This window comes from Vibrio nigripulchritudo ATCC 27043 (genome assembly GCF_000222685.1).
Taxonomy (GTDB): Bacteria; Pseudomonadota; Gammaproteobacteria; order Enterobacterales; family Vibrionaceae; genus Vibrio; species Vibrio nigripulchritudo.
Window position 1 is genome coordinate 41,223 of record NZ_AFWJ01000157.1, and the last position, 15,282, is coordinate 56,504.

Genomic DNA, 15,282 nt, shown 5'->3' on the forward strand with positions numbered 1-15,282 from the left:
AAACTTAGTTCAGAGCTTTGTCTACCGTTTCTTTAAGCTGAGCGTATGGAATAAAGCCCGGAACGATCTCATCGTTAATGATGATTGCCGGAGTACCTCTCAGACCCAGTTCGCCGAAAGCCTGCATGTTTTTCGACACGATGCTTTGCTCTCGCTCACCTGTTTCCAAGTACTTTTCTGTTCCTGTGTCTTTAGCGATGCGATTGAGTGAGTCGGCATCGTGACGGGTTGGGTGAGCCACCAACTGGCGGTGAACTTCGGCAAATTTCTCTGGCTCTTTTTCCCACACTTTCAAAGCGTAGAAAGCAGAGTTGGTGTTGGTACCACTTGCAATCTGCTGCTGTAATGGCACGTAAACATTCACCACCTGCACATCTTTAACTTCAGTAAGTAACTTCGCCAGACCGATTTCCAACCGCTTACAATAAGGACAGTTGTAATCCGTGAAGTTGATGATGGTCAGTTTCGGATTGTCCGAACCTGCTTTACTGTGTTCTGGCGCTTTAGTCAGCCATTCTCTTTGATCTTCTAATGCCTTTTCCGTGCGCTCCAACTGCGCAACGTAACCTTTCAGGCTCTGATTTAAGTCTGCAATGATTTGTGGATGACTGCGAAGAATAGAATCGATTTCCGCCAGTTGAACACTTTGCTCCGGTGTGAGCTGTTCTGAAGGTTTGACGGCATCGGCGACACTTACGCTCACCATACTGAAGGCAAGGCCTATTCCGCCAAGCCACTTGGTTATTTGAGTCATTTTCTGGTTCCTTATGCCAGCAACAATCTGAGCCACAATCCCCATGGAGTTGAGAAACCTGTGGTCATTGAATGAATTTCACCATCTTTGACGATGGCAATAGTTGGGGTAACTTGAGCTCGCCAGTATTGATTAATGCTGCCTTTCAAGTCGTTGATTACTTTGAAGTCATAGTTTTTATGTGTCATGTATTCCTGAAGGCGTTCGTCTTCACCAGAAGCAAGCGCTATTGAGACCACTTCATAGTGACCGGAAAGCAAATCAATGGTTGGGCTGGTCAGGGTACACACGCCACACCAGGTCGCCCAGAAATAAACCAGAACAGGTTTTTCCTTGCTGAGCTCTTTTAAATCAACGTAGGTGCCATCTATGGTCATTCCCCGTGTTTCTGGCATGTCATAAAAGTCGACATGCTTGGTTCTCCACCAATCCAGTAAGCCAGTAATAAGGACAATCAGTAACAGGTAGCCAGTGAGGTTTCTTATTATTTTAAACATTGGGTCAGTTTCCTCTCGCCGCTTCTAAAGAGCGTGAAATCGAATCATGTGTAAGCAAAACAGGCAATGGAGTGCCTAAAGGTGAATCTGGTCCATAGACGACGTTTAGTGGTACGCCATAACGTCCGTGGCTCATTAAAAATTCGGTAATTTTACTGTTGGCAGTCGTCCAGTCTCCGCGCATCAGTACGACATTTTTTTCCTGTAAATGTTCATACGTAGGAGACTGAAGAAGTGTGCCGATTTTGTTGGCTTTACAAGTGATGCACCAATCCGCCGTAACGTCGACAAACACCAGCTTGCCATCAGCGACGTGAGCTCGAATGGCTTGCGAATCCAGCGGCTGCCAGTTTAAGTCATCGACGATTGGCTCAGCCCAGTATGATGATGTTGAACCTGCGATGATCATACCCAGTCCAACCACCAGTAACGTCGCGCTGCTGAATATTGCTACAAGCCTTGCACCGTACTTTGAAGTGAGAAGGACCAAGAGTAAAACCAAGGTCGCGATTCCCGTGACGACGGTGCCAAACTGACCGATATGCGCATGCAGTAGCGAGATCAGCCAGAAAGTGGTGAGCGACATCATCAATGCAAAGACAATCTTCAGCTTATTCATCCATGCGCCGGGCTTGGGAAGAAAGCGCGTACTATTCGGGAAGAGTGCGAAGACGAGCCATGGCGCTGCAAAACCCAATCCAAGAAACGTAAAGACAAGCAAGACATTCTGAACGCTTCCACCAAGCGCAAATGCGACGGCGGTGCCTAAAAACGGAGCGCTGCAAGGTGTCGCCAATAAAGTCGCAAATGCCCCCTGAGCAAAATGATTACCCAACCCTTTTCCGCGATCCTTCGCCAGTGAGTCTGACACTTGTCCTGGCAATTTGATTTCGAATACACCAAATAGGTTTAGGCTGAATGCCAGGGTAATCAGTGCCAGAAAGGCAAGAAACCATGGCTGCTGAAACTGGATACCCCATCCGATGGTGTATCCTGCCCACTTTAAGCCAATCAGGGCAAACGCAATCAGCCAGAATGAAACCAATATTCCAGCAGCAGATGCAAAAAACTGGGCTTGTTGGGTTCGCTTGTTAGGCGCAGATAAAAGCAAACTGTTTATTTTGATGCCGAGCACAGGTAACACGCATGGCATGACGTTAAGAATGAGACCGCCAACAAAAGCAAACCAGAGCATGGAAAGCAGATTGCCACTGATCTGGAAGACGTTTCCTTTCTTCCACGTCGTCGATAGTTCCTGCGCGAGTAGATCATCAAGAACCGTAACTCGCAAAGAAGGCAAATCAAATTGAACTTTGCCAAAGGTATTCGATACCTGGCTTACGGCTGTTAACGTTGTTCCTTCTATTGATAGAGAAGGTTGCTGGAATTGATCGTCTGAATTTTCTGTGGTTTCGATGAATACGTTTGGATTCTGCCAGCCATCAGGATGAAACAAAGTCACCTGGATCATTGAGCTTGTTTTGTCCCAGACAACTTCTCTGATTTCGGTTTTTCCCTCTTTCAAAGGCACTTTGGACATCGCCTGGTTGTGACGTAACAAGACTTCAGAGTCAGGAACTAGTTCAACTGGAGTAAAACTAAGAGAAACTGGGTAGTCGGTGAGCACACAGATGTCGGTGCAGCTTGGCAAAGTTATGGTTGCGTTAAACGTGGCACTTTCGTCCCAGTTTTTAAGCTGAATATCGAGCGGAAACGCCACGTAGTTTTTATAGCCCTGAACTGTTAAGCCAAACTGCTGGAAGTAGTTTGGACTTGGCCAGTGCCAGTTTACCTTATCGATGTTTGTAGATGGCGATAACATGATGGAAGGTGCTACACCGCCCTCTCCGGGCGATCGCCAGTAGGTTTTCCAGTTATCCTGCAGCGTTACTTCTAACAGCGCGTGCACCACCTTTTGGTCTTCATTCGTGGTGCCGGGCAACGATAACTTCACTTGTACTGGAGGGTGCTGCTCATTCTCCATCCACCCGGTTGTATTCGCCGCAACACTCGGCAAAATACAGAAAAAGAGCAGCAGAAGTAGCAGCAACTTAGGGTAGTTAGGCATGATGTCAGATGCGTGTTGGTTTCTCATATCTTTTGAAATTGTATACCTAATACCCAAATTCGGGAGCGAAAGGATAGTGATCAGGGCTGCGTTTTCATGGTTTGATGAACACGAAACCTGAGCTGATAGAAGAATCTGGCAAAAGAGTTGTATCTATTGCGAGGGAATAGACCCAGGTTTAGCGGAAAATATTCCCAAAAATAAGAAAATTTTTTTGACAAACAGAGGGTTCGGAAATTGGAAAAACGAGAAATTCCTACAAAACTTTCATGAACTCTGTGTGAATATTGTGGAATTTGCACACAGATATCACAATCAACGTTATTTTTTGACGATAATCGAAGAAAAACATATACACACAGCGGAAACTCGCGTAACTTGGAGGTTGGCCTGTACACAGACCTATTTATTTGCTGTTTCTGACTCAAGAAGTCTTCTCTAACCTACTGCTCTGCGGTCTGTTCCTGAAGTGTTTTCTTTTCGATGTTAAGACCTCTCATAAGTAATTCTAATTCCGGCTGATATATTGGCACGATTGTCGTGCTACGAGATACAAAGATTCAATTTAGGAAATACCCATGTCTAAGACAACTGGCACAGTTAAGTGGTTTAACGAAGAAAAAGGTTTTGGTTTTATTACTCAGGAAGACGGTGGTGCAGACGTATTTGTACACTTCCGCGCTATCACTGGTGACGGATTCAAAACACTTGCTGAAGGCCAAAAAGTGTCGTTCGAAGTAGAACAAGGTCAGAAAGGTCCACAGGCTGCGAACGTAGAAAAAATCTAATTTAATCGTTTAGATTAGATCAGAATATCGCGCCCCGCTTTCTCTTTGAGAGAGCGGGGCGAATTTGTTTTTAGGATAAGAAAGTGTGTTTCTTACCCTTTGTTTTCTATAGAAAATATAATTTACGTTAGGCTTTGAGTGCCAATTTTGAACCATCAAATTTGAGATGGCTTAGGAGTTTCTGCACATTCTTTTTACCCTTCTCATCAAACATCATCCCGTAGCGGGCATAGTGATGAGAACGCTGCATATTACAGATTGTTCCACTCAAAATAGGCAAATCAAGTTTGCTGCGGGTTCGTTCAACAATCGCAATCTGAACTTTCTCTTCGATCTGGAAGGTCCGAATCAGCGGGCTGGTTACGATTCGACAACCACCTTTCGAAAGATCACGTACCTCACACTCCAAACGCTGACCGTTATATGCCACAACCGCGGCAAGAGAAACGTCGTATCTTGGTTCTTTTCTTAGCTGAAGTACTTTCATGGTGCTTGGGATAGAAATCATGATCATGCGAACGGGCTCGTTCACAATGTGCATGATCTGACTTCTGAAATAGATGAGTGCACCTTCTCCGCGGGGTGAAATGGCTTTCACGTTCACCCAAAACCCTTCCTGAAAGAAGTATTCGTAGTCTTCGTCTGAAATATCTGGGGCTGCAAGTAGAATAAAATCTGATCCATACGTACCGATAAAGGGCGTAATCCCCTTGTAATTGATACCTACAGGTGTCGAGATATTGATCGTCGTGTCACTATTGTGCTCAATCATCCCTAATGCATCAGAGCTTTTTAGTGTTGTTTCTGCGCCTTTAAATACTTCTTGCTCAGTATTGCTTTGAAGGTTAGCCTCTGCAGAGTTTCCAGCCATGGTGTTCCTTTTCGACTTTAAGTCTTTGTAATGCTTTATCTTATCGTTGTTTTTCCGATTACAACGGTACTCATCATCTACAATAAGGTCAATAGATTGAAGTACTTATTAACAAAGTTAGTGACTACGATGTCATTATAAGGAATGATTTATAAAACAGCTAAATCATCATTGCCTAATGTGAGCTGTGCGAATAAATTGCGCTCAATTTTCCAGCATCGGTCCGGCACATACATTCAAAAGCTCAAATTTGAGTCATTGTATGTGTTTAGTTTAGTAATAACTCACTCTGTTAGCTAATTCTTGCCAATTGAGCGAGAATACACAGCATTCATCAATACTCTAAGAAATTCTGAAATGGACAAATTGCAGCCACCCTTTGCGCCGTGTAAGAAAGCACTCATCCAAAAACTGTGGGGTGATTTTGGGCGGCTTGAGCGCTGGTATCTGGACTCTGAGTGTCGTCAGTCTGTTATTGCCAAATGGATAGAACTGCCGGACACACTTGCTCATCCCAGAGGGTGGAATACAGCGAGATCGACAGAACGAAAGCTGGCTTCCTACGTGATTGAAGCAAACTGGTATCTGCATTTTTCCAAACAGAAAGATCCTCGCTGTCTAATGCCCATTGGTCTGGATGTGGACCCCGATCCAGCCAACTATGTGATCGTTATGTCTGACCTCAATGATTGGGGGCTAACTCAGATAGTCAAAGAGTCCTCTCTTGTTCATTGGAAGCTCTGCCTCAAGTGGCTCGCCAACTTTCATGCAAAACATTTAGGTTGTGAGGAAACCAATCTTTGGGAGCAGGGGACATACTGGCATTTCGACACCCGACCAGATGAATGGGAAGCGATGCCAGACAGCGACTTAAAACAGCAAGCGTCAGCCATTGACGAGGCGTTAAAACGTGCCCCATTTCCTACCCTGGTTCATGGCGATGCCAAGCTAGCAAATTTTTGTTTTTCCGAGGACAACACTCAGGTCGCGGCTGTCGATTTTCAATACGTCGGGCATGGTTGTGCGATGAAAGACGTGATGCTGTTCATCAGCAGCTGCGTACCTGTCGATCAGGCAAAAGATTTTGAGGAATTGTTGTTAGATTACTACTTTTCTCAATTTGAAGAGGCGATTTTGTTCTATCATCCAGAACAAGACGCAAAGCAGATCACCGAAAGCTGGCGTCCCTTTTACTACCTGGCTTGGGCGGATTTTCTAAGGTTCCTAGAGGGATGGAGTCCAGAACACTGGAAGATCAATAAATATTCAAAAGCATGTGCTACAAAAGGGTTGTCTTACCTCGCGAAGTAACGAATTTTCTGGAATACCATATTTCCAAATGATTGAGCTGTTTTTGTTGTAAATGATAATTATTATTGTTTGATATATTGTAAACGTTACAGAAATTTTGTAGTTTTTCTCAACAAATTTGAAATAGGTAAGTTTTTGGGATGCGTATCGCGGTTAGCTGAGGTAAAGTAGCACGCTGTTTTACCTCAGTTGAACACTAAGTAGCCCATAGCTCTTACCTCTCGGACTGATAGTTAACACCTATTGTTAATTTACTTGGGACACTGATAGTTTGTGTCCCATTAAAATCCCTCTTTTAAGGAAAGATGATGGTAATACCTGAAAACAGCTGCATCGTTATCTTCGGTGCCTCTGGCGATTTGACTTACCGTAAGCTGATCCCTGCTTTATACCATTTGTATGCAAATAAGCAGCTTCCAGAGTCCTTTGCGATTTTAGGCGTGAGTCGTACCGAGTACAGCGACGAGTCTTATCGCGACAAGTTGAAACGCTCTCTTCAGGAAATGGAAAAAACGGAACCTGAAACGTTAGATGCGTTTATTGATCACCTTCATTACCAAGCGATCAATACTTCTGACACTAGCGATTACGCAAAACTGGCAACACGTCTGGATACACTGTCCGACACTTACCAGTTTGAACAAAGCAACATCCTCTTCTACCTAGCCACTCCACCAAGCCTGTACAGCGTGATTCCAGCAGCACTTGCTGCTCATGGTCTTAACGACGAAAGTAAAGGCTGGCGTCGTCTTATTATCGAAAAACCATTTGGTTACGATCTGGAATCGGCTCAGAAGCTGGATAAAGAAATCCACGAACATTTTCAGGAACACCAGATTTACCGCATCGACCATTACCTAGGTAAAGAGACGGTTCAAAACCTGTTGGTTTTCCGCTTCTCTAACGCGATGTTTGAACCACTGTGGAACCGTAACTTCATTGATTACGTTGAAATCACAGGTGCAGAGTTCTTAGGTGTTGAAGAGCGCGGTGGATACTACGACGGCTCTGGTGCGGTTCGCGACATGTTCCAAAACCACTTGCTGCAAGTACTGGCAATGGTGGGTATGGAGCCGCCTGCTCAAATCAACGCAGACTCTATGCGTGATGAAGTGGTAAAAGTGCTTCAGTGCCTGAAGCCGCTTGATGAATCAGACCTTCGAAACAACCTTGTTTTAGGTCAGTACACAGGTTCGGATGTACGTGGTGAATTCCTACCGGGTTACCGTGAAGAGCCGGGTGTGGCAGAAGATTCTCGTACCGAGACTTATGTTGGCTTGAAAGCTTACATCAACAACTGGCGTTGGAATGGTGTGCCATTCTACGTGCGTACTGGTAAGCGTTTGCCAACTCGTGTAACAGAAGTGGTCATTCACTTTAAACGCACGCCTCACCCAGTATTCGGTTTGGATGCGCCAGAAAACAAACTGATCATCCGTATTCAACCAGACGAAGGCATTCAAATGAGCTTTGGTTTGAAAGAGCCGGGTGCAGGTTTCAACGCAAAAGAAGTGAAAATGAACTTCCATTACGCTTCTCTGGAAGAAACGCAAATGCTGACAGCATACGAACGTTTGCTTCTTGATGCGCTAAACGGTGATGCTACTCTGTTTGCCCGTAGTGATGCAGTAGAAGCTTGTTGGCAATATGTTCAGCCGATTCTGGACTTCAAACAAGATCCTCAAGCGCTGTTTGGCTACGCATGTGGAACATGGGGACCAATCGAATCCGACAAGCTGCTTCAGCGCGACGGACGCGCATGGCGCTTCCCTTGTAAGAACCTTACCGACACGGATTACTGCGAACTATGATCAATCATAAGATCTTCCAAACTGCGGATCAGGTAGTAGAAAGCCTGGCAAACGAGCTGAAAGCGTTCAGCGAGCAAGGCAAACCTGTTCACATTTCTTTGTCTGGCGGCAGCACGCCAAAGATGTTGTTCAAGCTGCTTGCGACAGACGCTTACGCTACATCCATTCAGTGGAACAACCTTCACTTCTGGTGGGGTGATGAGCGCTGTGTAGCCCCGGATGATGCGGAAAGTAACTACGGTGAAGCGAACGCATTGTTGTTCAGCCAAGTAGAGATTCCGGTAGAAAACATTCACCGCATCCGTGGTGAAGACGAGCCAGCGGTTGAAGCTGAACGCTTTGCGAAAGAAATGGCAGACGTAATCCCAACCGAAAACGGCACGCCAGTGTTTGACTGGATCCTGTTGGGTGTTGGTGCAGATGGTCACACTGCCTCCCTGTTCCCAGGGCAAACCAATTACAACGATGAGAATCTAGCCGTTTTGGCTTCTCATCCTGAATCCGGTCAAATCCGCGTATCCAAAACAGCAAAAGTTCTGGAAGCGGCAAAGCGCATTAGCTACTTGGTGCTAGGTGCAGGCAAGATCGAGATCGTACACGAAATTCACACCACTCCTGCGGAAGCACTGCCTTATCCGGCAGCGAAAATTCAGTCCAAAGCGGGCGAAACCGAGTGGTACTTAGATTCAGACGCAGCAAGTAAAATTGCCTGATCGATTAATGGAGATAAATAATGAAAGGTGATATCGGTGTTATTGGCCTAGCAGTAATGGGTCAAAACCTTATCCTAAACATGAACGACCACGGCTTTAAAGTGGTTGCTCACAACCGTACTGCTGCGAAGGTAGACGAGTTCCTAGAAGGCCCGGCGAAAGGCACAAACATCGTTGGTGCTTACTCTCTAGAAGAGCTAGTAGAAAAGCTAGAAGCACCACGTAAAGTGATGCTGATGGTTCGTGCTGGTGACGTTGTAGACACGTTCATCGAAAACCTAATCCCACTTCTGGACGAAGGCGACATCATTATCGACGGTGGTAACACTAACTACCCAGATACAAACCGTCGCGTAGCGCATTGTCGCGAGAAAGGCATCCACTTCATCGGTACTGGTGTATCTGGTGGTGAAGAAGGTGCACGCTTTGGTCCTTCAATCATGCCAGGCGGTGCGCCTGAAGCTTGGGAAGCGGTTAAGCCAATCTTCCAAGGTATCTCTGCAAAAACTGACGCTGGTGAGCCTTGCTGTGACTGGGTTGGTAACGATGGTGCGGGCCACTTCGTTAAGATGGTACACAACGGCATCGAATACGGTGACATGCAGCTTATCACTGAAGCATACCAGTTCATGAAAGACGGTCTTGGTCTTTCAGCTGACGAAATGCAAGCAGTATTCGCTGACTGGAACAAAACTGAACTAGACAGCTACCTAGTTGAAATCACGGCTGACATCCTTGGCTACAAAGATGAAGACGGTGAAGCGCTTGTTGAGAAAATCCTAGACACAGCCGGTCAGAAAGGTACTGGTAAGTGGACGGGTATCAACGCACTAGACCTGGGTATTCCTCTAACGCTTATCTCTGAGTCTGTATTCTCTCGTTGCCTGTCTGCACTGAAAGACCAGCGTGTTGAAGCTGAAAAACTGTTCGGTAAGACGATCACTCCAGTTGAAGGCGACAAGAAAGAGTGGATCGACGCACTTCGCCAAGCGCTTCTTGCATCTAAGATTATCTCTTACGCTCAAGGCTTCATGCTAATGCGTGAAGCGTCGAACGAAAACGGCTGGGACCTAAACTACGGTAACGTAGCACTAATGTGGCGTGGTGGTTGTATCATCCGCAGCGCATTCCTAGGCAACATCCGTGATGCGTACGAAGCAAACCCAGACATCGCGTTCCTAGGTTCTGACGAGTACTTCAAAAACATCCTACAAAACAGCCTGGCAGCATGGCGTAAAGTAGCAGCGAAATCTCTTGAGTCTGGTATCCCAATGCCATGTACGATTTCTGCGCTATCTTTCTTAGACGGTTACACAACTTCACGTCTACCAGCTAACCTGCTTCAAGCTCAGCGTGACTACTTCGGTGCTCACACTTACGAGCGTATCGACCGTGAGCGTGGCGAATTCTTCCACACGAACTGGACTGGTACAGGCGGCGACACTGCGTCTACTACTTACGACGTTTAATTGCTTCGTAATCCAAATTCAAAGGGTGCCAATCGGCGCCCTTTTTACTTTTTAAAGCTTCTATATCCTGAAATTGGATCACAATTGCAAACTCGTATGTGAAAAATAGCCCCTTTCTACCTAGTCATTGAAGTATGGTTATCTGCAATAGATAAATTATATTTTCGAGGCAACAATGGCTTTAATCTTCATTCCTTTCGTTTCTCTGTTTTTTGTATGGAGAGATTTGCATCGCACGGAATGGATAGGAACATTCTACTTTTTGGTTTACGCCATCTATCTCACTTTCTTTGTCGAACTACCTGACCATCATCGGATAGGAAGCTTTGCTATTGGAGTCCCCTTTGCTTCATACATGGCTATTCTATTCCCAAGTTGGCAGCAGGAATACCCTGAAGGTGTTTTGCAGGCACTCGGCTTTGGTGGGATTACGGTAACTTTTATAAGTTTGCTACTGCTATTTTAACTGCTTTCTAAAACGAGCAATTTTGTTCAAGCTGAGCGATGATAAAAGGCGTAATCTGAACTCATGAAGGATGAACGGGAAATTGACCATGCAGGATAAAAATCAATTTCACTATCAGGGAAATCAGAGCATTGATGGGCTGATGCTTCTGAGCGCTAGCATGAGCGATTTTACGTACGACAAACACGCCCATGAAGAATATTCCTTTGGCGTAACTTTAAAAGGTCGGCAAGACTTCTTCTGTCGAACTCAGTTTCACCAAAGTCCAGCGGGTGGGGTGATGGTATTCAACCCAGAAGATGTGCACGACGGGCAATCCGGGGGAACAGAAGATCTTGAATACGTCATGCTCTATGTTCATCCAGACGAATTGGTTTCGCACTTTCAGACTTTGGGAGTCGTAAACCCCAATCATGCAAGAGTCAAAGAAACGTTGTCGAACGACCCGATACTTCGTCAGCAAATTTTGACCCTGTCACGCTGGATGTCTGAAGACGGCGTATCTGCTGTGGAATACGATGCCGCATTGCTTGAAGTTGCTCATTCCATTATTCGAATGAGTGGGCAGGCACCCGAAGTGCTCGTGAAAAACACACGTCGTGAAACACTGCTTCAAAGAGCCAAAGCCTTTATTCATGCGCATGCCAGAGAGGACATCTCAATTGATGACATCAGCCACGCATGCAGTATGTCGAAATACCATCTGATTCGGGTGTTTAAAGCGCAATACGGCATGACGCCTCATCAATACGTGCTCAATTGCCGACTAAATCTGGCGAGAAGGTTTCTTGAATTAGGGAAAACAGCTACCGACATAGCCCAAATAGCCGGATTCGCTGACAGCAGCCATTTCAACCGGCGCTTCAAACGTGTCTATGGAATGACGCCAGCACAATACCAAAAACAACGCCTTTCCTAGGGTCAACAGACCCTAGACTTTTATCAAGAGATAGATCCAATGTTAGAAATCTTCGCCTACGCCATAGGGGTCATGTACACGCCCGGACCTGTAAACCTATTGGCACTCAACGCTGGGCTGCAAAATAACACCAAACAATACATCGGCTTTTACGCTGGAGTTGGTGGCGCAATGTTCATTTTATTTGCCTCGATCAGCTGGGCAGGGAAAGCATTAATTCCAACAGCATGGCTACCCGTTGTGGCGGTGATTGGGTGCAGTTATATCCTTTACATCGCCTGGAAACTCTATCGCAGTCAGGTTGCGTCGCTAAACGTGGCAACTCATGTTCTTAACTTTAAAGACGGCTTTGTTATGCAGTTGCTTAACCCAAAAGCGCCAGCTGCCGTTTTGCCCGTTGCCGCTGTACAGTTTCCTGCAATAGGGATTCAGGGGAGCGAAGCAATACTTTGGTCTGGCGTACTTGCCACATTAGCTTTTGGTGCCCCCACTTCTTATTCAATGCTAGGGGAAGTAGTCGGTCACAAATTCCGGATCCCAAGGGTTTTCTCTATTTTTAACAAAGTATTAGCTTGGCTACTCGTTGGTGTCGCGATCAGTTTGGGTTACGAAACCGTCTACCTTCCCCTCTTGAATCATGCCGTATGAAGCTCATCGCAAACACTAACTTCTGACAATTGATTACACAATCCTGATTGAATATTGAGCACAAAGTCATTAGTATCTGCTTCTTTGTTGCGTCGCACTCATTGTTCAGGCGCAGTAAATCATGCAGTTTGAGGTTCTAAGATGTTCAATAAATACTATGTGTTCGTACCAAGTGATTTGGAAAACGAGCAAGATAACAAAGATAACTCGTCATGCGAGAAGGAAGCTCAACGTCAGGCATTGGTAAAGCAAGCCCAGGAAGAAGCGCTTTAATCCAATACATTTGGATTCCGCAATTCCATTGCTATATGCATTTAAAAAGCCTCGAAGATCATATCGATCTTCGAGGCTTTTTATTTATTACAAATACTACTTAAACTTTGAATAATAAATGTTTTTCTCATATATAATTCTTTAACATTATTATTTTGTGATTCCTAATAGGTTTGACTTTTGATTTATCTGTTAGCGTTGACTTGAGCATAGACTTCTTTACTTCACGTTACATACTTTAAATGAACCTAAAAAGGTAAGTTATGAAGAATAGTCGATTATTTCTGTTGTTATTTAGTCCGTTAATGTCATTAAATTCAGAAGCGGCTGGATTCTCAAAATCATGGTTTCAGCCAACTCTAAAGGTAAATAATGATCCTGTTTGTCAAACGATGCTTCCAAAAACAAAAGAACTATGGGATGGAGATATAGATCGAAACTTTCCATCTTCTTTAGAACGCAATGCAGGTAAAGAAATTAAAATAAACGGAAATACTATCTATTTAACTTATTTTAGGCATGCAGGCTGTGGAGGTGCTTGTGAAAGATATCAATATCTAGCATCAGTTCAGCCATTTCCTAACCGGAGGGACGACAGGGATTTTTATAATGAATTATCAGAAAGATCACCTCCAATAGGAGAAGGGCACATTTTATCTTCAGATGATGGGAAGTATTACCTTTATGTCTCTGGGAAGGAAGAAGATCAACTTCACCAGTTACTCGGTGATGCTTCTTGGAAGCATCTTTGCACTGTAAATAAAATGCCAACGACTGAGCAAATCAAATTAATAAAAAGCGATTACTATGAAATGCAAGATACTCTTTTAAGTTTGAGAGGGTATGTACGAGGTCTGAGACGACAGTCTGGATCGGCTAGTTTCTGTGGTTCAATGGCAACTCATGGACGTTGGTCTATCAGGATAAGCGATGAGTTTAAAAGATTACTTCATGCACCAAAACAAACACCGGAAAAAGTAAATTACAATAATTACGATGATTCTACATATGAAATAGATTTTAGAAACTTGGAGCTTTGGGCGCTACAAGGCTTAAGTGAATATGAAGCTTTTAATTCCTATGTTAGAAAAATTAATTCTGCAACAGTTGAATTGACTCAATTCTACCAAGACCATTTTCATTGGGGGGCAGTTGAGGCGGAAAAAATAGCAAATTATGCCTTAAAAAGTGCTATTAGTTCTGGAATAAGGTTTTATATGTATAAACCCTTTGAAACTGAAGAAGAAATCCAGTTAAGAAGGGCAATTTTGCAAAAGCTACCTATTGATCAGATAATGAAAATAGATGTATCTCATATGGAAAAAAGCTCTCAAAAAATTGGATGGTACGATACGAATGAAAGCATATTAAATGCTTCCGTCAAATATCCAAGAGCGATTGCATATCTTTTAGAAAAAGGGTTTGACCCTAATAATAAAAATGTCTTCAACAAGACTCCGCTAATGTATGCGGCTCAGTATGATAGTTATGAATCAACTAAGCTACTTATTGAAGCGGGAGCTCAAGTGAACACTGGCACAATTATTCCTGATGATAGGTGCCAATATACCCTCCGAACATCGAATATGTCACCTCTACATTACGCAGTCAGATATGCCAGCAAGGATTTAATACAGCTACTTCTCGATAATGGCGCATCGAAAAATTTTGGTGTTAGGAATGAGCGTAACCATCCGGCGACTATTGAGTATCCGATAGACTGGTTGACAAAATATGTAAATGATAATTTGACTGATGACGATCGGAAAGAGTTAACTGAAATCTTAAAATTGTCGTCGCATTGATTTCAAGCTATTGATTAAAAGACCTCGAAGACCATATCGATCTTCGAGGTTTTTTTGTGTGTCCACAACGCGTTTTGGATACTCAGATTAGCGAACTCGTTCATTCCCTTTTACACTGAAATCAAAGCACTTTTGATGATCTTGCTATTAAGTAATACAGTATAACTGTGTTCGGTTTAACTCTAATTGAGAATACTTGATGGATCCATTAACGCAGGGCTTACTAGGCGCTTCTTTGCCTCAGTCGGTGAGCAAAAAACAGAACGTGGTTGTTGCTGGGGCGTTAGGGCTGCTCGCAGGAATGGCTCCGGATTTGGACGTGCTCATTCGTTCATCAACCGACCCACTGCTGTATTTGGAATTCCACCGGCAGTTCACTCATTCACTCCTTTTCATCCCTATTGGAAGCTTAATCTGTGCCTTGGTCTTGCATCCGCTGATCGCAAAAAGACAGGGGCTATCGTTCAGGCAAAGCTGGATCTTTTGTGCGCTAGGTTATGGTACTCATGCACTGCTGGATTCTTGCACCAGCTACGGCACGCAGCTGTTTTGGCCCTTGAGTAATGCGCGTTATGCCTGGAACACGGTGTCTATTATTGATCCTGTATTTACGCTACCTATACTGGTACTACTTATATTTGGAATACTGAAGCGAACCCCTTTGTTCGCCCGTGTCGCCTTTCTTTGGGTACTGGTCTATCTAACGTTTGGAATGATTCAAAGAGACAGAGCGGAAGCGGCAGGCTGGCAATTGGCGCAAGAAAGACAGCACGCACCGATTAAACTTGAAGCCAAACCAAGTTTCGCGAATCTTTTACTTTGGAAAGTGGTTTACGAAACCGAAGACAGTTATTACGTGGATGCAGTAAGGGTGGGAACGTCTGTGAAA

At 44.4% G+C, this 15,282-nt stretch carries 15 protein-coding genes; 11 read left to right on the top strand and 4 right to left on the bottom strand.

Annotated elements, in window-relative coordinates; all coding sequences use genetic code 11:
- Positions 1-4: 4 nt before the first annotated feature.
- The 3 genes from RH89_RS13705 to RH89_RS13715 are packed head-to-tail and all read right to left on the bottom strand — an operon-like array spanning position 5 to position 3,346.
- On the bottom strand, positions 5-754 hold the full coding sequence (locus RH89_RS13705; protein ID WP_004402841.1) for a DsbA family protein: 750 nt from the start codon (positions 752-754) through the stop codon (positions 5-7).
- Between the two features lie 11 nt (positions 755-765).
- Positions 766-1,251, bottom strand: a complete 486-nt coding sequence (locus tag RH89_RS13710) for a protein disulfide oxidoreductase (RefSeq protein ID WP_004402844.1) — start codon at positions 1,249-1,251, stop codon at positions 766-768.
- Between the two features lie 4 nt (positions 1,252-1,255).
- Positions 1,256-3,346 (bottom strand): protein-disulfide reductase DsbD family protein, encoded by a 2,091-nt coding sequence (locus RH89_RS13715; RefSeq protein ID WP_004402845.1) that lies wholly within the window; start codon positions 3,344-3,346, stop codon positions 1,256-1,258.
- A 551-nt stretch (positions 3,347-3,897) separates the two neighbouring features.
- On the opposite strand from RH89_RS13715, the gene cspE reads away from it, so the two are divergent.
- Positions 3,898-4,107, top strand: coding sequence for a transcription antiterminator/RNA stability regulator CspE (gene cspE, locus RH89_RS13720; protein WP_004402847.1), 210 nt, complete (start codon positions 3,898-3,900; stop codon positions 4,105-4,107).
- Positions 4,108-4,234: 127 nt separating this feature from the next.
- Here cspE and RH89_RS13725 read toward each other — a convergent pair whose 3' ends face one another.
- The gene (locus tag RH89_RS13725) at positions 4,235-4,978 is read right to left on the bottom strand and encodes a PilZ domain-containing protein (protein ID WP_004402849.1); all 744 of its coding nucleotides are present in this window, start codon (positions 4,976-4,978) and stop codon (positions 4,235-4,237) included.
- 357 nt (positions 4,979-5,335) lie between these two features.
- Here RH89_RS13725 and RH89_RS13730 point away from each other — a divergent pair, with 357 nt between their 5' ends.
- The 10 genes from RH89_RS13730 to RH89_RS13770 all read left to right on the top strand — a co-directional run.
- Positions 5,336-6,289, top strand: coding sequence for a phosphotransferase (locus RH89_RS13730; protein WP_004402850.1), 954 nt, complete (start codon positions 5,336-5,338; stop codon positions 6,287-6,289).
- 308 nt (positions 6,290-6,597) lie between these two features.
- A complete protein-coding gene (zwf, locus tag RH89_RS13735; protein ID WP_004402851.1) occupies positions 6,598-8,100 on the top strand; it encodes a glucose-6-phosphate dehydrogenase in 1,503 nt (500 codons plus the stop codon).
- Positions 8,097-8,813 (top strand): 6-phosphogluconolactonase, encoded by a 717-nt coding sequence (gene pgl, locus RH89_RS13740; protein ID WP_004402853.1) that lies wholly within the window; start codon positions 8,097-8,099, stop codon positions 8,811-8,813. The genes zwf and pgl overlap by 4 nt, the downstream gene beginning before the upstream one ends.
- Before the next feature lie 20 nt (positions 8,814-8,833).
- A complete protein-coding gene (gene gnd, locus RH89_RS13745; protein ID WP_004402854.1) occupies positions 8,834-10,282 on the top strand; it encodes a decarboxylating NADP(+)-dependent phosphogluconate dehydrogenase in 1,449 nt (482 codons plus the stop codon).
- A gap of 175 nt (positions 10,283-10,457) precedes the next feature.
- Positions 10,458-10,748 carry a hypothetical protein gene (locus tag RH89_RS13750; protein ID WP_004402856.1) on the top strand — a complete coding sequence of 97 codons (291 nt, stop codon included), beginning with the start codon at positions 10,458-10,460 and terminating at the stop codon, positions 10,746-10,748.
- An 88-nt stretch (positions 10,749-10,836) separates the two neighbouring features.
- Positions 10,837-11,667: an AraC family transcriptional regulator gene (locus tag RH89_RS13755; RefSeq protein WP_004402858.1), complete on the top strand. Its 831-nt coding sequence runs from the start codon at positions 10,837-10,839 to the stop codon at positions 11,665-11,667.
- A 39-nt stretch (positions 11,668-11,706) separates the two neighbouring features.
- A complete protein-coding gene (locus RH89_RS13760; RefSeq protein WP_004402859.1) occupies positions 11,707-12,315 on the top strand; it encodes a LysE family translocator in 609 nt (202 codons plus the stop codon).
- Positions 12,316-12,456: 141 nt separating this feature from the next.
- Positions 12,457-12,588, top strand: coding sequence for a hypothetical protein (locus tag RH89_RS30530; protein WP_004402862.1), 132 nt, complete (start codon positions 12,457-12,459; stop codon positions 12,586-12,588).
- A 263-nt stretch (positions 12,589-12,851) separates the two neighbouring features.
- Positions 12,852-14,393 (top strand): ankyrin repeat domain-containing protein, encoded by a 1,542-nt coding sequence (locus RH89_RS13765; protein ID WP_004402863.1) that lies wholly within the window; start codon positions 12,852-12,854, stop codon positions 14,391-14,393.
- Positions 14,394-14,592: 199 nt separating this feature from the next.
- Positions 14,593-15,282: metal-dependent hydrolase (locus RH89_RS13770; protein WP_004402864.1), on the top strand; the 690-nt coding region annotated here is incomplete at its 3' end.